The following is a 19408-nucleotide window of genomic DNA, read 5'->3' as shown; positions in this document are numbered from 1 at the left end:
GCTCTCGTCCGGTGTGCCGGAATCGCGCCCTCGGCTGGGCAAGTCTGACGACGCCGGAGTATGGTTACAAGGAATTCCACGCACCACCCCACTGCTCGTTGAACGCGCTCCCGGGGCGAAATGACGAACAGCAGGAATATTCGAGGTATGGCGGCAGTGCCGGCGCGGGGGTCTTCGCTCCCCCTCGACGGCTGCGGTCCCGGCGGCGCTCAATCCTACGATGGGCGCCTGTATCGAGAGGCAATGGCAAGGAATAAGTCGCCCCAGGACTACAACCGGGACTTCGATCGGCACGGCGGCCAATATGAGCCGCGGGAATGGGACGACGCCGACTGGGATCCGGATCAGGAGGCGGCCGCGGGCCATCGCGCGCGCCGGCTGTTGTCGCGTTCCAATTCGGGCTTCCATCGCTTCGGTGACGGGTTCAGCTCGTTGCAGCGCTGGCTGGGCGGCGGTCGATGGCTGATGCGCTTTGCCATCGTCGTCAGTGCCCTCATCGTCATTTTCGTCGGCTGTTTCGGCGCGCTGTGGTGGCGGCTCGGCGCGGGTCCCATCAATCTCGACATTGCAACGCCATGGCTGGCAGCCGCCATCGAGGACAATATCGGCCACGGCAACACCGTGGAGGTTGGCGGCACCCAGATCGAGCGGGCCGGGCGGGTCCGGATCGCCGTCCGCATCCGTGACATCATCGTCCGCGACCGCGATCACGCCATTGTCGCCAGTGCGCCGAAGGCCGAGGTAAAGCTATCGGGTGCGGGTCTCCTCATGGGGCATCTGCGCGCCGAAAGCCTCAATCTCGTCGATGCCGAGCTCGCGATCCGCATTGCGCCTGACGGTACCGTCACGGTCTCGGCCGGTGACACCGCAAAGCCGCTGGCAACCGGCGTGGCCTCCAAGAAAGAGGCAGGCCTGCCGCCGACATTCCCGCGCAATGGCGTCCCGCCGCCGCCATTCGCCACAGCGCCTGCGAGCCCGGACGCGTCCCAGGCCGCGCCTCAGGCGACCGCACAGAGCGGAATCCTGCAGGGCCTCGACTGGCTCGACAGTCTGAGCATGACCGGCCTCGACGGCCAGAACCTCAACGAGATCGGTCTGAAGAACGGCAATCTGATCGTCGACGACCAGCAGCGTGGTAGCAAATGGTCGTTCGAGAACATCACGCTGAGCCTGCGCCGGCCGAGCCGTGGCGGCGTCACACTCAGCCTCGGCGAGGAGGGCGCGCGTCCGTGGATGCTGCGCGCCACGATCGGGCCGGTCGAGAACGGCGTGCGCTCGGTCGACATCCGCGCCGACAAGGTCTCGACCTCCAACATCCTGTTGGCGCTGCGGGTCAAGGATCTCACCTATACCGCCGACCTGCCGCTGACAGGCGAGCTGAAGGGCGAGCTCGGCCGCGACGGCGTGCCGACCTTCTTCCGCGGCAAGATCGCGGTCGGCGCGGGCAACATCATCGACACCGACACGCCCGATTATCCGATGGCGATCGATCAGGCCGAGATCAACGTCGAGTGGGACGCCAACCGGCGGGTGTTGGTCGCACCGTTCAAGGTTCTCTCTGGTGCCAACCGCCTGACGCTGCTGGGGCATCTCGAGCCACCGAACGGCGCTACCAATGATTGGCAGCTCGGCTTCAGTGGCGGTTCGATCCTGCTCGGTGGCATCGACAACGAGCCGCCGCTCGTCTTCAACCGTATTGCGATCGGCTTCCGTTTCGACACCGACCACAAGCGCCTCTTGCTGACGCAGGCCGATATCAGCAACGGCGAGATCGGCGTCGCCGGCACCGGCGCCATCGACTATTCGGGTGAGCCGCGGCTGACGCTGGGCTTTGCGGGAACGCCGATGTCGGCCTCGGCGCTGAAGCGGATGTGGCCCACATTGATCGTTCCCGAGCTGCGTGAATGGGTGATCGAGCGGATCGAGCGTGGCACGCTCCAGCGCATCGAGATCGGCATCAACTCGCCGGTGAAGAACCTTCCGCGCAAGGGGCCTCCGATCCCCGACGACGGCCTGTCGGTCAACATCGTCGCAAACGGTGTCGCCGTGCGTCCCGTGGACGGCATGCCGGTGGTGCACGATGCCGATCTGAAGGCGCGCGTGACCGGCCGCACCGCGACCGTGAACATCGGGCAGGGCATTGCCGATACGCCCGCCGGCCGCAAGATCACGATCTCCGACTTCACCTTCGAAGTGCCGGACATGGCGCCCAAGCCGTCGCCGTCGCGCACGAAGTTCCGCGTCGAAGGACCCGTGCCCGCCGCGGCCGAAATGCTCGCCAATGATCGCCTGAGCGATCTGTCGTCGACCGTCGTCGATCCCAACACCAGCAAGGGAACGTTCTCGGCGAATATCCAGCTCGGCATGCCGGTCAAGGGCGAGCTGACCAAGGCCGACACCACCTATGCCGTGACCGCCGACCTCAACGGCTTTGCCGCCGACAAGCTGGTGATGAACCAGAAGCTGGAGGCCAACAACCTCAAGATCGTCGCGAGCAATCAAGGCTATCAGGTCAAGGGCGACGTCAAGATCAACGGACAGGCCGCCTCGCTCGATTATCGCAAGCCGACTGAAGGCGATGCGGACGTCAGATTGCAGGCAACGCTGGACGATGCCAGCCGCGCGCGCCTGGGATTTGATCTGAGCCCCGCCGTCAGCGGATCGTTGCCGATCAAGCTGTCGGGCAAGATCGCGAGCGGCGCGGAGCAGACCACGAAGCTCGGCGTCGAGGCCGATCTGACCTCGGTCAAGCTCGACAACATCCTGCCCGGCTGGGTCAAGCTGCCAGGCAAGTCGGGGAAAGCCAGCTTCAAGGTGGTGCCGACGGCGCAATCGACGCGCCTGGAAGATATCGTCATCGAAGGCGGCGGCGCCTCGATCAAGGGCTCGCTCGAGGTCGACGCGAACGGCGACCTCATGAACGTGAATTTCCCAACCTATTCGCCGTCTGACGGCGACAAGACCTCATTGAAGGCCGAGCGCGGTCAGGACGGCGTGCTGCGCGGCACGATGCGCGGCGACGTGTTCGACGGCCGCGGCTTCCTGAAGTCGGCGATCTCAGGCAATTCCAAGGACGACGGCAAGAACAAGATGAAGAACGTCGATTTCGATATCGACGTGAAGCTCGGTGCCGTCGCGGGTTTCAACGGCGAGGCGATGCGCAGCGTCGACGCGAAGATGTCGAAACGCAATGGCGCCATCAAAGCATTTTCGTTGAGCGGCAAGATCGGCCGCGATACGCCTGTTGCGGCCGACCTGCGCGGCGGCCGCGCGCAAGGCAATCGCGAGGTGATCTACCTCCAGACCAACGATGCCGGCGCGCTGCTGCGCTTCACCGACACCTACACCAAGGCGGTCGGCGGCCAGATGGTGGTGGCGATGGAGCCGCCGACATCCGAGCCGAACACGTCGCGCGAGGGCCTCATCAACGTGCGTGATTTCACCGTGAAGGGCGAGGCGCAGCTCGAGCGCGTTGCTGCCGGCGCGCCGAACGGCACCGGCAACGGCGTCTCCTTCAGCGCGCTCCGCGCCGAGTTCACCCGCCAGAATGGCGCACTCACGATCCGCGACGGCGTGGTCAAGGGGCCGATGATCGGTGCCACCATCGAAGGCTCGATCGACTATCCCGGCAATCAGGTCTGCATGAGCGGCACCTTCGTGCCGATGTATGGCGTCAACAACATCTTCGGCCAGATCCCGTTGTTCGGCATCTTCCTCGGCGGCGGCAACAACGAAGGTCTGATCGGCGTGACCTACGAGGTCGTTGGCACGCCGGCCGCGCCCGTGATGCGCGTCAATCCGATCTCGGCGATGGCGCCGGGCCTGTTCCGCAAGATCTTCGAATTCAACACTGGCAAGCAGAACTCGCCATTCGAAGAATTCCCGTCGCAGTCGAATGACGGTTCGACCGGATCGACGCGCCAGCTGTCGAGCGGCTGCAGCCTCGCGCGGCGATAGAAGCGGGGCTCATTGTAGTTCGCAGCTGATCAGATTCGATTGTAGCCACGTGCGCTCCCTCTCCCGCTTGCGGGAGAGGGCTGGGGAGAGGGTGCCTCCGCAGCGAGATTCCCAATGAGGAGAAAGCCCTCACCCGGCGCTTCGCGCCGACCTCTCCCGCAAGCGGGAGAGGTGAAGAGCGTTTACGCCGCACGCACGCCGGCCAGGAACGTGCCGACTTCGCCGGAGAGCTGTTCGGCCTGCTTGGAGAGGCTCGAGGCAGCCGCTAGCACCATGCCGGCGGCATTGCCGGTCTCGTTCGCAGCGGTGCTGACGCCACCGATATTGGTGGTGACCTCCTTGGTCGCCTCCGCCGTCTGCGAGACGCTGCGGGCGATCTCGGCGGTGGCGGCGCCTTGTTCCTCGATGGCAGCGCCTATCGAGGTGGCGATGCGGCTGACCTCCTCGATGGTGGCGGTGATGCCGCCGATCGCGTCCACCGCTTCCTTGGTCGCGCCCTGGATCTGGGCGATCTTGTCGCCGATCTCGCGGGTGGCCTCCGCGGTCTGGCTCGCAAGTGACTTCACCTCGGATGCGACGACGGCAAAGCCGCGACCGGCATCGCCCGCGCGCGCAGCCTCGATGGTGGCGTTGAGTGCGAGCAGATTGGTCTGTGCCGCGATGCTGGAGATCAGCTCGGCGACATGCTCGATTTGCTGGGCACCATCGGACAGCGCGCGCACGATGGTGTCGGTGCGGCGGGCACTGTCCACCGCGCGTCCGGTGACTTCGGCGGACTGCGCGACCTGACGGCTGATCTCGGTGATGGAGGAGGAGAGCTCTTCGGCGGCGGCCGCGACCGTCTGGACGCGCTGGCTGGCCTCGGTGGCGGCCGAGCCGACCACGGCAGCGCGGCGGTTGGTGCCCTCGGCGGTGGACGACATCGACTTGGCGGTGGCCTCGAGCTCGCCGGAGCCCGAAGCCATCAGGCCGACGAGCTGGCCGACGGAGGCATCGAAGCGGTCGGCAAGCGCGATCAAGGCATCGCGCTTCTCCTGCTCGCTGCGGGCTTTGGTGGCGACCTGCTCGGCCTCCAGGGTGCGCGCCGTCAGCGCAGTTTGCCGCAGCACTTCGAGCGTCTCGGCCATGCGGCCGATCTCGTCGCCGCGGCCGGTTTCCTCGACCACCTTGTAGATGGCGCCTTCGGAAATCTCCTGCATGCGGTTCTTCTGGCGGTCGAGTGCGCCGAGCACGTCGCGGGCGATCAGCCAGGACAGCGTCGCCATCAGCAGCATCAGGCCGATGCCGACGGCGGTCAGTTCCAGCGTCAGTGCGCGCACGTCGGCGTCGATGTCGTCGACATAGAGTCCGTAGCTGATGGTCACGTTCCAGGGCGCGAATTTGCGCGCGAACACGGTCTTGCGGACCGGCTCGGTCTGGCCGGGGCGGGGATAGAGATAGGAGGTCACGCCGCCCTGCGCGGTCTCGCTGCCGGCCTTGATGATGGCGTCGGCGATCAGCACGCCATTGGAATCCTTGGCGCCGGTGATCTTGCCTTCGAGCTGCTGATTGGCGCCGTTTACGACGAGGGAGGTGTCCTGATTATAGACCACCGGGTAGCCCTGGCCGCCATTGAAGCTCATGCGTCCGCCGCGCTGGTGGAACAAGCTCTTGGCCTCGGCTTGCGTGAGCTTGCCGGCCGTCACCTCGTCCTGGAGCGATTGCGCGTAGTTATAGAGGAGCTCCACCGCAGTCCGCATCTGCTGGACGCGGTCCTCCATCATGCGGCTCTTGCTGAGCACGGCCGATACCCCGATGATGGCCGTGACCGTGAGCGCCGCGAGGCAGACCATGCTGGCGAGCTTGGTGCGGATCTTGAGATGACTCAGCAGCTGCATCGCGGCCTCTACGGAATGGTTGTTATTTGCACGCGTCGGTAGCATGAAGTTCTTACCAATCATGAACGGACGCGTGCGACGCGCTGCCGCGCACGCAGCGTTCGCAGACGCATGCGCAAATGTGCAGGCGCAACGTGCTTCGCCTGCGCATGGCGGAGAGAATTGATGCTGGATTTTGGCTGTGACCGAGCCTGGCCGGGACGGCGATGAATCGATTCGTTCACCGCATCATCATGTCCGCGCTGCTCGTCGCGGCTCTCGTTCTCATCTGGAACGTGCTGGGGGCGCGCTGAGCCGGCGCCGGCAAAATCGGCCGGCGCCGGTCTTTCCGTCGGAAATCCGCGAGCGCGTCAGCGCCGCGCGTAGGCGCCGCCGGTCGATTCGCTTTCCTTGCCCATCGCCGCATCGACGCTGACCGAGCCGCCGCCGGCTGCCGAGAGGTAGAGACAGGCGAAGCAGAACAGGATCGCGGCGGTGCCGCCGTTGAGCAGCGGCAGGAACACCGGCGCTTCGCCCTTGAACATGTGGCCCATGAAGTAGGCGAAGGCCATTTCACCCGAGAGAATGAAAGCCGAGAGGCGGGTGAACAGCCCGAGCATCAGGAGCGCTCCGAGCACAAGCTCGAGCGTACCGGCCGCGTAAATGATCGGCGGGATGTTCGCGAAGTACGGGAGCACCGGAAACTTGAACAGCTTGGCAATACCGTACTGGAACAGCAACAGGCCGGTGATGAAGCGGAACAGGCTCAGGAGAACCGGTTGAAAGCGGGTGAGATAAAGAAAGTTCATTGGTTTGCCCTCCATCCAATGCTGTGACCCAACGCTGCGACTTGGACCGCATTCGGTTCGGCCTCGCAAGCCACCCAGGATGAATTCCGAGCTGACATTTTCGTCATGTCAGACAAAACACCGCAGGTTCGCGTTCGATCCGAATTTTTTGCTCGTGTTTGCGTCATGCCCACCCGTAATTGTCCGGTGACGCCAATGAACTCAAGTTACCCCTGAGAAACCTACCGCCGCAAGGCGGGCACGACCAGGAACGGAATCATCCCGAGCACCACGCTCGCAAGTGCGAAGGCGAGCACTGCATTGTAGCCGTGGGTTGCATCATGAATCAGGCCGCCGCTCCAGGAGCCGAATGCCGAGCCGAGGCCGCTGCCGATCGAGATGGTGCCGTAGATGGTACCGACGCGTTTGCCCTGGAAGATTCGCATCGCGGTGGCACTGATCAGCGGGCCACGCGAGCCCATCATGCTGCCGAAGCAGACGACGAAACCGGTGAGCAGGATGATGTTCGGATCATACTGCAAGAGCCAGAGCAGGAAGATGCCGAGGATCGAGATCGCGTAGCTCAGCAGCACCGACGGCCGGCGCCCGATCAGCCCGTCGAGGGCGGAGACTCCCAACATGCCGAACACCAGCACGACGCCGGAGAAGCCCCAGGCGGTTGCGGCCTGGAGCGGCGGAAAGCCGGCGTCGATTAGATAGGCCACGATCTGCGCGGCGATCGCATACATGCCGACGGCGGTGAAGAAGAAGGTCGAGAACAGCGCCCAGAATGCGTGGTGCCGCATGGCGCGGAGGAGCGTCCAGCCGTTGTCGACGAAATCCGGATCGGTCTTCTTCACGACATGCGGCGAGCCGGCAGCGAGCAGCCGCCATGGCAGCAGCATGAGCGGCACCAGCAGGCCCAGAGCCGCGAAGCCGAACAGCTGGTAGGTGCCGCGCCAGCCGATGTGATCGATCAGGAGCTGCGAGGCCGGCAGCAGTGCCAGCACGCCGCCGCCCATCGCCGAATAGACCACCGACATCGCAGTCGGCAGGCGGGGTCCGAACCAGCGGCCAAGCAGGATCGAGTTCGGTACGATGCCGATGAAGGCAATGCCGATGCCGACGCAGAGGCCGATCGAGAGCTGGAATTGCCACAGGTGCTGTGCGTGCGCTGCGATCAGGAACGCAGCGCCGAGCAAAAGCAGCCCGAGCGCGTAGACGATGCGCGGTCCGGAATGATCGAACAGGCGTCCGACGAAGGGCGCGGTGAGGCCGCTGGCGAGCCAGGTCAGCGAATAGACCGAGACGATCTGCGCTCGGTCCCAGCCGAAGCTCTCCGAGATCGGCTTCAGGAACACCGTAAAGCTGTCGCCGAGCCCGCGGCCCAGCACAGCCAATGTGAAGCAGAGCGCGAGCACGGTGAGCGCGATGCGCGCGGCGCCTTGCGGCGTTGCCGCGACGCCATCCTTGTTGGTTTCCCTGGGCGTGTTCTGGTCCATTGCCGGTCAGGGAGCGCGCTTCAGCGCGCCCTGACAAGCAGCGAAAAGCTCATACGGCTATGCAGGCTTGATGAGGACGTGCTTCTTCTTGCCGAACGACAGCTTGATCACGCCCTCAGGCGTCAGATTGGCTCCTGACAGCGCCATCTTCTCGTCGGTGACCGGCGCGTCGTTGATGCGCAGGCCGCCGCCCTTGATCTGGCGTCGAGCTTCGCCGTTGGAGGCAACCAAGCCCGCCTTAACGAAAGCGTTGAGCACGCCAAAACCTGCATCGAGCTCGCCACGCGGAATTTCCACCGTCGGCAGGCTTTCGGCGAGCGTACCTTCCTCGAAGGTGCGGCGCGCGGTTTCGGCTGCCTCGTTAGCAGCGTCGCGGCCGTGCAAGAGCGCGGTCGCTTCGGTCGCGAGCACCTTCTTGGCCTCGTTGATCTCGGAGCCGCCGAGCGCCTCGAGCTTCTTGATCTCAGCTATCGGCAGCGTCGTGAACAGTTTCATGAATTTGCCGACGTCGGCATCCTCGGTGTTGCGCCAGTACTGCCAGAAATCATACGGCGAGAACTGGTCGGCGTTGAGCCAGACCGCGCCTTGCGCCGTCTTCCCCATCTTGGCGCCTGACGCGGTCGTCAGCAGCGGCGTCGTCAGCGCGAACAGTTGGTGCGTGCCCATGCGGCGGCCGAGATCGACGCCCATGATGATGTTGCCCCACTGGTCGGAGCCGCCCATCTGGAGACGGCAGCCGGTGCGCTTGGCGAGCTCGACGAAGTCGTAGGCCTGGCAGACCATGTAGTTGAACTCTATGAAGCTCATCTCCTGCTCGCGCTCGAGGCGCAGCCGCACGGAGTCCATGGTGAGCATGCGATTGACCGAGAAGTGCCGGCCGACGTCGCGCAGCATCTCGATCCAGTTCAGCCTGGTCAGCCACTCCGCATTGTCGAGCATGATGGCGTCGCTCTTGCCCTCGCCATAGTGCAGCACCTTTGCGAACACGCCGCGGATCGAGGCCTTGTTGGCCTCGATCTCGGCAACGGTGCGCATTGCGCGCGTCTCATCCTTGCCGGAGGGATCGCCCACCATCGTGGTACCGCCGCCCATCAGCGTGATCGGCTTGTTGCCCGACTGTTGGAGCCAGTGCAGCATCATCATGGTCAGATAGTTGCCGATATGCAGCGAAGGTGCGGTGCAATCGTAACCGACATAGGTGGTCGCCTCGCCCTTGGCGGCGAGCGCGTCCAGCCCCTCGAAATCGGAGCACTGGTGGATGAATCCACGTTCCTGCAGGGTATTGAGGAAATCCGATTTAAATGCAGTCATCTGTCGGCGTGCCTGACAATTCTTGGTTTACTGTTTTGGGGGCAATTTAAGAGTCTTGCATGGGAACTCGATTGCTGCCCGCCACTTGGCGCTGTGGCATTATAAGATGTGTCCCTCTGGCACAAGATCGGCATGCCAGGGCAGGTCTTTTGAGGACGCTGATCCATGATGTTGACGGCACTCGGTTTGATGAGCGGCACCTCGCTGGACGGTGTGGATGTCGCGTTGATCGAAACCGACGGTAAGCAGGTGAAGGCGTTCGGGCCGACCGGCTACCGGCCCTATAGCGCCGCTGAGCGCAATCTGCTGCGCCAGGCGCTGAGCGAGGCCGTGCACCTGTCCCAACGCGATGCCCGGCCGGGGATCCTGGCTGAGGCCGAGCGCGTGGTGACGCGGGCCCATGCCGAGGCGGTCGCCACTTTCGTCGCGCAGAACCGGATGAGGCCGGAGGACATCGACATCGTCGGCTTCCACGGCCAGACCGTGCTGCACCGGCCCGAAAAGCGGCTGACCGTGCAGATCGGCGATGGGCCGGCGCTGGCCAAGGCGATCCATATCCCGGTGGTGCATGATTTCCGCGCCGCCGACGTCGAGGCCGGCGGGCAGGGCGCGCCGTTCGTGCCGGTTTACCACCGGGCGTTGGCCAATTCGCTCGAGCGCGAGGGGCCGATTGTCGTGGTCAATATCGGCGGCGTCTCCAACATCACCTATATCGACGGCAACGACACGCTGATCGCCTGCGACACCGGGCCCGGCAATGCGCTGCTCGACGACTTCATGTACCGCACCATGAACCAAGCGTTCGATGCCGAAGGAAAATTCGCCGCGCTCGGCAAGGCTGATGAAGCCTGGATCGCGCGCGCACTGGAGCGGCCGTTCTTTGCAGCTCCGCCGCCCAAGTCGCTCGACCGCAATGATTTTGCCGCGCTGAAGCTCGGCGACATGCCGCCGGCCGACGGCGCCGCGACGCTGACCGCTTTCACCGCCGCCGCGATCGCCCGCATCATGCCGCTGCTGCCGCGGCGGCCGCGTAGCTGGATCGTCTGCGGCGGCGGGGCCCGCAACCTCACCATGCTGCGGATGCTGCGCGAGCGGGTGGGCTCGGCCACCGTCGAGGCTGCCGAAACGCTCGGCTGGGCCTCCGACGCCATCGAGGCGCAGGCCTTCGGCTTCCTTGCTGTCCGGGGACTGAAGGGCCTGCCGCTGTCCTATCCGGCGACCACGGGCGTGCCGATGCCGATGACGGGCGGGGTGATCGCACGGCCCTGAAGTCACATGCAGTTGATGCAGATGCATCGACCTTGACGAGTTAATGCAGCTGCATCTATATAGATGCAGTTGCATTTAACCGCCGAGATCGCCACCATGACCGCTTCGCTCAAACTGATCAGCCACAAGCTTTGTCCCTACGTGCAGCGTGCCGTCATCGCGCTCAAGGAGAAGGGCGTGCCGTTCGAGCGGATCGATATCGATCTCGCCAACAAGCCCGAATGGTTCCTGAAGCTATCGCCGCTCGGTAAGGTGCCGGTGCTGGTGGTTGCGACCGACAAGGGCGAGGTTGCGTTGTTCGAGAGCAACGTGATCTGCGAGTACATCGAAGAGACGCAGGGCGGCGCGAAGCTGCATCCGGCGGATGCGCTGAAGCGTGCCGAGCACCGCGCCTGGATGGAGTTCGGCTCGGCGATCCTTGGCGACCTCTGGGGGCTGGAGACGACGACCGATCCGGCGACATTCGAGAGCAAGCGCCAGGCGCTTGCGGCCAAATTCGCGCGCGTGGAAGCCGCGCTTGGCGCAGGGCCGTATTTCGCGGGCGATGCGTTCAGCCTCGTCGACGCAGTGTTCGCGCCGATTTTTCGCTATTTCGATGTGTTCGATGAATTGACCGAGCTTGGCATCTTCAGCGATTTGGCCAGGGTCCGCGGGTGGCGGGCCGAGCTCGCGAAGCGACCCAGCGTGCGCACCGCAGTCGGGGCGGACTATCCGCAATTGCTGCGGGCCTTCCTGGTGCGGCACGACGCGCATCTCTTGAAGCTCGCGGCCTGAGGCGACGCCAATGTCGCAGTCCATGGCCTGGCTCATGCTGGTGATCGCCGGCGCGCTCGATGTCGGCTGGGCGATCTCGATGAAATATGCGGAAGGCTATACGCGCGCGGGCTGGAGCCTCGCCTCGCTGGTGCTGCTCGCCGCCTTCGTCTTCCTGCTCGGGCGTGCCTTGAAGGTGCTCGAGGTCAGCGTTGCCTATTCGGTGTGGACCGGCATTGGCGCGGCCGGCACATTCCTGATGGGTGTCGTTCTGTTCGGCGAAACCTTGAGCGCGCTGAAGCTTGCGGGCATCGCGCTTGTGCTGACGGGGATCGTCGCACTCAAGCTGGCTTGAGCGGCGAACTCAGTCCCGTAGCCCGGATGGAGCGGAAGCGCAATCCGGGGCCCTGTGTCTGCGGATGGAGTTTCCCGGATTTCGCTTGCGCTCCATCCGGGCTACAGGACCTTAGCGCTATAGGGCCTCAGCGCACGTTGGCGAGGCGCATGTCGAGATAGGCCGTGATGGTTTCCATCAGCGGCTCGAGCTTGGCGTCGAAGAAGTGATTGGCGCCGGGAATGACCTGCTGGTCGATCACGATGCCCTTCTGCGTCTTCAGCTTCTCGACCAGCGTGTTGACGTCCTTGGGCGGCACCACCGCATCCTTCTCGCCATGCACGATCAGGCCCGAGGACGGGCAGGGCGCGAGGAACGAGAAGTCGTAGAGATTGGCGGGCGGCGCGATCGAGATGAAGCCTTCAACCTCGGGCCGGCGCATCAGGAGCTGCATGCCGATCCAGGCGCCGAAGGAGAAGCCGGCGACCCAGCAGGCGCGCGCTTCGGGATTGATGGTCTGCGCCCAATCGAGCGCAGCCGCCGCATCCGACAATTCGCCGGTGCCATGGTCGAACGAGCCCTGGCTGCGGCCGACGCCGCGGAAGTTGAAGCGCAGCACGGAGAAGCCGCGATGCGCAAAGGCGTAGTAGCACTGGTACACGATCTGATGGTTCATCGTGCCGTGGAACTGCGGATGCGGATGCAGGATCATCGCGATCGGCGCGTTCTTCTGCTTGGCCGGATGGTAGCGGCCTTCGAGACGGCCGGCAGGGCCGGTAAAAATGACTTCGGGCATCGATGATCTCTTGATTGATTTCCTGGAGGCGACCTCGGCAATCAACCGATTGTGGCTTCATCGGCAGATGCCGACGAAAGCGCAATGAAGAGTGAGAGGGCGCGTCGTGCGGTGATGCGCTGACGGCGCGCGGTGACTTGACGGTGCGCGTTCTAACATAGGCACAGGGTCAAAAAGCAAGCATCTTGAACATCGCCCAACAGGTTCAAGATGTTAGCGTGTCATGGTCGCGTCACCGCGACCGCATCATTCGGAATCATGGTTGCCAAGCGCGTGCCCGCGGCCCATGTCGGGACGGCGCAACCATCCCTGTAATGTGAGGTAATATCTTACTCAATGCCGACCCGGGTCTATCTCGATTGGAACGCGACTACGCCGCTCCGTGCTGAGGCGCGGGCTGCGATGCTGGCTGCATACGACCTGATCGGCAATCCATCCTCGGTCCATGCCGAGGGCAGGGAGGCACGGCGCCTGGTCGAGGAGGCCCGTGCCACGCTGGCCGCAGCCGTAGGTGCGCTGCCGCGGAACGTCATCTTCACCTCAGCCGGAACCGAAGCCAACGGGCTGGCGCTGTCGCCCGGCCTGCGGGGGCCGTCGGGCGGACCCGTTGAGCGACTGCTGGTCTCCGCAGCCGAGCATGCTTCGGTGCTGACGGGCGGCCGGTTCCCGGCGGACAAGATCAGTCAGATCCGGGTGACGCATTCCGGCGTCGTCGATCTCGAGGATCTGAGGGACCAGCTCGGTGGCGGTCCGCCGGCGCTGGTCTCCATCATGGCTGCCAATAACGAGACCGGCGCGCTCCAGCCGGTCGCGGAGGCGGCGCGGATCGTTCATGAGGTCGGCGGCCTCCTGCACGTCGATGCGATCCAGGCGCTGGGCAAAATTCCGTTCGATATCAAGGCTGTGGGCGCAGACCTTGCGACCTTTTCTGCGCACAAGATCGGCGGCCCGAAGGGCGTTGGCACGCTGGTGGTGGCGGAAGGGCTCGCCGGTCTGGAGCCGGTTCTGCGGGGTGGCGGGCAGGAGCTCAGCCGCCGGGCGGGCACCGAGAATGTCGCTGGGATTGCCGGCTTTGGCGCGGCGGTCAAAGCGGCGCTTCAGGCTCTGCCGGAGGATGCGAAGCGAACGGCAACCCTCAGGGATCATTTGGAAAATGGCCTTCGCGCAATTGCCGGGGTGATCGTCTTTGCGGACGATGTGGAGCGGTTGCCAAATACCGTCCTTTTCACCGCGCCAGGCCTGAAGGCCGAGACCGCTGTGATCGGCTTTGACCTCGCGGGCGTCGCCGTGTCGTCAGGTTCAGCCTGCTCATCAGGAAAGGTCCAGCCGTCCCACGTGCTTTCGGCCATGGGGTACGATCCCATTGTGGCCCAGGGAGCGGTGCGCCTCAGTCTTGGCTGGTCCACGGAACTCGAGGAGATCAATCGAGCGTTAGAGGCTTGGCGAAAGCTCGGTAATAACCTACTTAAGGGCTAGGCGACGAAACACGGCTTGAATGGTTCTAGGTGCGTGCTTTCCGCCAAAAAACATCGTAATAGACGTAATACTCGTCCGAGTTTGATCCACCGCGGTCCTTGAAACCGCGAGCGGAGGATGGAATGCCAGCCGTACAAGAGACGGTCGAGCGCGTGAAGCGCATCGACGTCGACCAGTATCGTTATGGGTTTGAAACCCTGATCAACTCCGAGAAGGCCCCCAAGGGGCTTTCGGAAGAGATCGTAAAGTTCATCTCGCAGAAAAAGAATGAACCCGCCTGGATGCTCCAGTGGCGGCTGGAAGCCTATCGGCGCTGGCTGACCATGACCGAGCCGACCTGGGCACGCGTCGAATATCCCAAGATCGACTTCCAGGACATCTACTATTACGCGGCGCCGAAGCCGAAGAAGACGGTCACCTCGCTCGACGAGATCGATCCGGAGATTCTGAAGACCTACGAAAAGCTCGGCATTCCCTTGCGGGAAGTCGCCATGCTCGAAGGCGTCGAGCCGAAGGTGGGCGAGGAAGACCCCGCCCGCCGCAAGATCGCGGTCGACGCGGTCTTCGATTCGGTCTCGGTGGCGACCACGTTCAAGGCGGAGCTGAAGAAGGCTGGCGTGATCTTCATGCCGATCTCGGAGGCGATCCGCGAGCACCCTGAACTGGTGCAGAAATATCTCGGCTCCGTGGTGCCGACGTCGGACAATTTCTACGCGACGCTGAACTCGGCGGTGTTCTCCGACGGCTCGTTCGTCTATGTGCCGCCGGGCGTGCGCTGCCCGATGGAGCTGTCGACCTATTTCCGCATCAACGAGCGCAACACCGGCCAGTTCGAGCGCACGCTGATCATCGCCGACAAGGGCTCTTACGTCTCCTATCTCGAGGGCTGCACCGCGCCGCAGCGCGACGAGAACCAGCTGCACGCGGCCGTGGTCGAGCTCGTGGCGCTCGACGATGCCGAGATCAAATATTCGACGGTGCAGAACTGGTATCCCGGCAATTCGGACGGCAAGGGCGGCATCTACAATTTCGTCACCAAGCGTGGCGACTGCCGCGGCAACCATTCCAAGATCTCCTGGACCCAGGTCGAAACCGGTTCGGCGATCACCTGGAAATATCCGAGCTGCATCCTGCGCGGCGACAATTCCCGCGGCGAGTTCTACTCGATCGCGATCTCGAACGGCTTCCAGCAGGTCGATTCGGGCACCAAGATGATTCATCTCGGCAAGAACAGTTCGAGCCGCATCATCTCCAAGGGCATCGCCGCCGGCAAATCGCAGAACACCTATCGCGGGCTCGTGACGGCGCACCGCAAAGCGACCGGCGCGCGCAACTTCACCGCCTGCGATTCCTTGTTGATCGGCGACAAATGCGGCGCGCACACCGTGCCGTACATCGAGGCGAAGAACTCGTCGGCGACCTTCGAGCACGAGGCGACGACCTCGAAGATCTCTGAGGATGTGCTGTTCTACTGCATCCAGCGCGGCCTCAGCCAGGAGGAGGCCGTCGGCCTCGTCGTCAACGGCTTCGTCAAGGATGTGCTTCAGCAGCTGCCGATGGAGTTCGCGGTGGAAGCGCAGAAGCTGATCTCGATCTCGCTTGAAGGGTCGGTCGGTTAACACCGACCCTCGCGGTGCGCTTAGGCGCTCCATGCCTCATTTGAATAGACTGGACACCAAAATGGCTTTGCTTGAAGTGAAAGACCTCAAGGTTCGCGTCGAGGAGCGTGAGATCCTCCACGGGCTGACGCTGACCGTGAACGAGGGCGAGGTGCACGCGATCATGGGGCCGAACGGCTCCGGCAAGTCGACGCTCTCTCATGTCATCGCCGGCAAGCCCGGCTACGAGGTCACCGACGGCCAGATCCTGTTTAGGGGCGAGGACCTCCTGGAGATGGATCCCGACGAGCGCGCGGCCAAGGGCGTGTTCCTGGCGTTCCAGTATCCGGTCGAGATTCCCGGTGTCACCACCATGAATTTCCTCCGTACCGCACTGAATGCCCAGCGCAAGGCGCGCGGGGAGAGCGAACTGATGGTGCCGGAGTTTCTGAAGAAGGTCCGCGAGGTCTCGAAGTCGCTGAACGTCCCGCAGGACATGCTCAAGCGCGGCGTCAATGTCGGCTTCTCCGGCGGCGAGAAGAAGCGCAACGAAGTGCTCCAGATGGCGCTGTTCGAGCCCAGCCTGTGCATCCTCGACGAGATGGATTCCGGCCTCGACATCGATGCGCTGCGCATCGCGGCCGACGGCGTCAACGCGCTGCGTTCGCCGGGGCGCGCGATGGTCGTTATCACCCATTATCAGCGGCTACTGAACTACATCGTGCCCGATTTCGTGCACGTGATGTCGAAGGGCCGTGTCGTGAAGAGCGGTGACAAGGAACTGGCGCTGGAGCTGGAAGCGTCCGGCTACACCCAGTTCGAGGATGCCGCGTAAGGAATTTTGGAGATGAACGTTGCTGTGGCAAAGACCGGGAACGGCCGCGCGGTGAGCGATCTCTTCGCCAGCGCTGAAGGCCGCTTGCCGGGTTCGCCCTCTGTGATCGCGGCGCGCCGCGAGGCGTTCGAGACCTATGAGCGTCTCGGCCTGCCGCACCGCCGGATCGAGGAATGGAAGTACACCGATCTGCGTGCGCTGGTCGGTGAGGTGCTGCCGCTGGCAGCGGCGCCCGATTCGGCCGCGTTGAAGCGCGCCACGGAAGCGGTGAAGGCGCATGCGATCGCGGGCGCCCGCAAGCTGGTGCTGGTCGACGGCGTGTTTGCGGCCGATCTCTCCGACGTGAAGGCGCTCGGCTCCGAGGCGAGCCTCAAGACGCTGCGGGAGACGCTGGAGAAGGACGCCAGCCTCCTCAATACCGCGTCCACCGATGCCGTGATCGCGCTGAACGCCGCCATGACAACTGACGGTGTCGTGCTGTCGATTGCTGACGGCGCACAGCTGTCCTCACCGATCCAGATCATCCACATCGCAGCCGCGGCTTCCGCGTCGACCTTCACCCGTTCGCAGGTTGTGATCGGGAAGGGCGTTCGCGCCACCATCGTCGAAAGCTTCGTTGCGGCCGATGCCAAGGCCTACCAGGTCAACGATGCCGTGCTCGTGACGGTCGGCGACGGCGCCGATGTTGCACATATTCGCCTGATGGACGATGCGCCTGACGCGGTGAACGTCACCTCGCAGTTCGTCACGGTCGGCGCCAATGTGAAGCTCAACTTCTTCAACATGACCACTGGCGCTGCCGTCAGCCGCTTGCAGGGCTTCATCACGCTGGCGGGCGAGGGCAGCGAGCTCTCGGCTAACGGCGTGAATCTGTTGCAGAAGACCGAGCATGGCGACACCACGTTGTTGGTCGACCATGCCGTGCCGAACTGCGTCAGCCGCGAGACGTTCCGCGCCGTGATCGACGACCGCAGTCATTCGGTGTTCCAGGGCCGCATCATCGTTCGTCCCGACGCGCAGAAGACCGACGGCAAGATGATGACCCGCGCGCTGCTGCTCTCGGATGAAGCCGAGGCCGACAACAAGCCCGAGCTCGAGATCTTTGCCGACGACGTCTCCTGTGGCCACGGCGCCACCGCCGGAGCGCTCGACGAGAGCCTGTTGTTCTATCTGAAGGCGCGCGGCCTGCCGGAGAAGCAGGCCCAGGCGCTGCTGATCCAGGCCTTCGTGGGCGAGGCGATCGAGCTGATCGCCGATGACGGCCTGCGCGACCATGTGATCGGCATCGCCGAGCGCTGGCTGGAGCGGCGGTCATGAGCACGCATCCGGCCGTCAAGAATGGCGCCTACGACGTTGCGCGCGTGCGCCAGGATTTTCCGGCGCTCGCCATGCAGGTCTACGGCAAGCCGCTGGTCTACCTCGACAACGCCGCCTCGGCGCAGAAGCCCAGCGCGGTGCTCGACCGCATGACGCAGGCCTATACCAGCGAATACGCCAACGTGCATCGCGGCCTGCATTATCTCGCCAATGCGGCGACGGAAGCCTATGAGGGCGCGCGAGCAAAAGTCGCGCAGTTCGTCAACGCCCGCCGCACAGAGGAGATCATCTTCACCCGCAACGTCACCGAGGCCATCAACCTCGTGGCGTCGTCCTGGGGCGAGCCGAACATCAAGCAGGGCGACGAGATCGTCCTCTCGATCATGGAGCACCATTCCAACATCGTGCCCTGGCATTTCCTCAGGGAACGCCACGGCGCGGTGATCAAATGGGCGCCCGTCGATGACGAAGGCAATTTCCTGATCGACGAGTTCGAGAAGCTGCTGACGACGAAGACCAAGCTTGTCGCCATCACCCAGATGTCGAACGCGCTCGGAACCTTCGTTCCGATCAAAGAGGTCGTGCGGCTGGCCCACGATCGCGGCATTCCCGTGCTGGTCGACGGTGCGCAGGGCGCGGTGCATCTGCCCGTCGACGTGCAGGATCTCGACTGCGATTTCTACGCTTTCACCGGCCACAAGATTTATGGTCCGACCGGCATCGGCGCGCTCTATGCCAAGCACGAGCACCTTGTCGCGATGCGGCCGTTCAACGGCGGCGGCGAGATGATCCGCGAGGTTGCCAAGGATTGGGTCACCTATGGCGATCCGCCGCACAAGTTCGAAGCCGGCACCCCGCCCATCGTCGAAGCGATCGGCCTCGGTGCCGCCATCGATTACGTCAATTCGATCGGCAAGGAGCGCATCGCCGCGCACGAGCAGGACCTCGTCACCTACGCCCAGGATCGGCTCCGCGAGATCAACTCGCTGCGGCTGATCGGTACTGCGCGCGGCAAGGGGCCAGTGATCTCCTTCGAGCTCAAGGGCGCGCATGCCCACGACGTCGCCACCGTGATCGATCGCCAGGGCATCGCGGTGCGCGCCGGCACCCATTGCGTGATGCCGCTTTTAGAGCGGTTCAACGTCACCGCCACCTGCCGGGCCTCGTTCGGCATGTATAATACACGGGAAGAAGTCGATCATCTGGCACAGGCGCTTCTGAAAGCGCGGGATTTGTTCGCATGAGTGACATGGCCGACGTCAAAGCCAATCCGATGGAGACCCATTCGGCGCTGCCGCCGGAGGAGACCGAGCGCTTGACCACCGAGATCATCGCGGGCCTCAAGACCGTGTTCGATCCGGAAATCCCGGCCGACATCTACGAGCTCGGGCTCATCTACAAGGTCGAGATCAAGGACGACCGCTCGGTCGACGTGCTGATGACGCTGACGACGCCGAACTGTCCGGCCGCCGGCGAACTGCCGACCATGGTCGAGAACGCGGTCGCCAGCGTTCCCGGCGTCGGCGTGGTCGACGTCAAGGTCGTCTGGGAACCGCCGTGGTCGCCCGAGCGCATGAGCGACGAGGCGCGCCTCGTGCTGAACATGTGGTGACGGC

15 protein-coding genes are annotated in these 19408 nt (G+C 64.1%); 10 read left to right on the top strand and 5 right to left on the bottom strand.

The window, feature by feature from the left end:
• Positions 1-147: 147 nt before the first annotated feature.
• Positions 148-3957 (top strand): YhdP family protein, encoded by a 3810-nt coding sequence (locus ACR9YP_RS26405; RefSeq protein ID WP_474217535.1) that lies wholly within the window; start codon positions 148-150, stop codon positions 3955-3957.
• Between the two features lie 182 nt (positions 3958-4139).
• Here ACR9YP_RS26405 and ACR9YP_RS26400 read toward each other — a convergent pair whose 3' ends face one another.
• From ACR9YP_RS26400 to tyrS, 4 genes are all read right to left on the bottom strand, one after another.
• Positions 4140-5834, bottom strand: coding sequence for a methyl-accepting chemotaxis protein (locus ACR9YP_RS26400; RefSeq protein WP_474217534.1), 1695 nt, complete (start codon positions 5832-5834; stop codon positions 4140-4142).
• Positions 5835-6184: 350 nt separating this feature from the next.
• Positions 6185-6622: a DoxX family protein gene (locus ACR9YP_RS26395; RefSeq protein WP_474217533.1), complete on the bottom strand. Its 438-nt coding sequence runs from the start codon at positions 6620-6622 to the stop codon at positions 6185-6187.
• A 221-nt stretch (positions 6623-6843) separates the two neighbouring features.
• Entirely contained in the window at positions 6844-8103 is a 1260-nt protein-coding gene (locus tag ACR9YP_RS26390) for an MFS transporter (RefSeq protein ID WP_474217532.1), read from the bottom strand.
• Positions 8104-8160: 57 nt separating this feature from the next.
• Positions 8161-9414, bottom strand: a complete 1254-nt coding sequence (tyrS, locus tag ACR9YP_RS26385) for a tyrosine--tRNA ligase (protein ID WP_474217531.1) — start codon at positions 9412-9414, stop codon at positions 8161-8163.
• A gap of 165 nt (positions 9415-9579) precedes the next feature.
• Between tyrS and ACR9YP_RS26380 the strand changes: the two genes are divergently transcribed.
• The 3 genes from ACR9YP_RS26380 to ACR9YP_RS26370 all read left to right on the top strand — a co-directional run bounded on the left by ACR9YP_RS26380 (position 9580) and on the right by ACR9YP_RS26370 (position 11791).
• Entirely contained in the window at positions 9580-10683 is a 1104-nt protein-coding gene (locus ACR9YP_RS26380; RefSeq protein WP_474217530.1) for an anhydro-N-acetylmuramic acid kinase, read from the top strand.
• Positions 10684-10779: 96 nt separating this feature from the next.
• Positions 10780-11457: a glutathione S-transferase family protein gene (locus ACR9YP_RS26375; RefSeq protein WP_474217529.1), complete on the top strand. Its 678-nt coding sequence runs from the start codon at positions 10780-10782 to the stop codon at positions 11455-11457.
• 10 nt (positions 11458-11467) lie between these two features.
• The gene (locus ACR9YP_RS26370; protein WP_474217528.1) at positions 11468-11791 is read left to right on the top strand and encodes a DMT family transporter; all 324 of its coding nucleotides are present in this window, start codon (positions 11468-11470) and stop codon (positions 11789-11791) included.
• 127 nt (positions 11792-11918) lie between these two features.
• On the opposite strand, the gene ACR9YP_RS26365 is transcribed toward ACR9YP_RS26370, so the two are convergent.
• Entirely contained in the window at positions 11919-12566 is a 648-nt protein-coding gene (locus ACR9YP_RS26365) for an alpha/beta hydrolase (RefSeq protein WP_014495555.1), read from the bottom strand.
• 336 nt (positions 12567-12902) lie between these two features.
• On the opposite strand from ACR9YP_RS26365, the gene ACR9YP_RS26360 reads away from it, so the two are divergent.
• From ACR9YP_RS26360 to ACR9YP_RS26335, 6 genes are all read left to right on the top strand, one after another.
• On the top strand, positions 12903-14042 hold the full coding sequence (locus tag ACR9YP_RS26360; protein WP_474217527.1) for a cysteine desulfurase family protein: 1140 nt from the start codon (positions 12903-12905) through the stop codon (positions 14040-14042).
• A gap of 122 nt (positions 14043-14164) precedes the next feature.
• Positions 14165-15661: a Fe-S cluster assembly protein SufB gene (sufB, locus tag ACR9YP_RS26355; protein WP_474217526.1), complete on the top strand. Its 1497-nt coding sequence runs from the start codon at positions 14165-14167 to the stop codon at positions 15659-15661.
• Between the two features lie 61 nt (positions 15662-15722).
• The gene (gene sufC, locus ACR9YP_RS26350; protein ID WP_370987465.1) at positions 15723-16475 is read left to right on the top strand and encodes a Fe-S cluster assembly ATPase SufC; all 753 of its coding nucleotides are present in this window, start codon (positions 15723-15725) and stop codon (positions 16473-16475) included.
• Positions 16476-16487: 12 nt separating this feature from the next.
• Entirely contained in the window at positions 16488-17792 is a 1305-nt protein-coding gene (sufD, locus tag ACR9YP_RS26345; protein ID WP_438108605.1) for a Fe-S cluster assembly protein SufD, read from the top strand.
• A complete protein-coding gene (locus ACR9YP_RS26340; RefSeq protein WP_474217525.1) occupies positions 17789-19036 on the top strand; it encodes a cysteine desulfurase in 1248 nt (415 codons plus the stop codon). The genes sufD and ACR9YP_RS26340 overlap by 4 nt, the downstream gene beginning before the upstream one ends.
• Positions 19033-19404 carry an SUF system Fe-S cluster assembly protein gene (locus ACR9YP_RS26335; protein WP_091887959.1) on the top strand — a complete coding sequence of 124 codons (372 nt, stop codon included), beginning with the start codon at positions 19033-19035 and terminating at the stop codon, positions 19402-19404. Before ACR9YP_RS26340 ends, ACR9YP_RS26335 begins: the two co-directional genes overlap by 4 nt.
• Positions 19405-19408: the final 4 nt, after the last annotated feature.

Source organism: Bradyrhizobium sp. BR14999, assembly GCF_056106085.1.
This window is presented reverse-complemented; position numbering and strand designations above follow the sequence as displayed.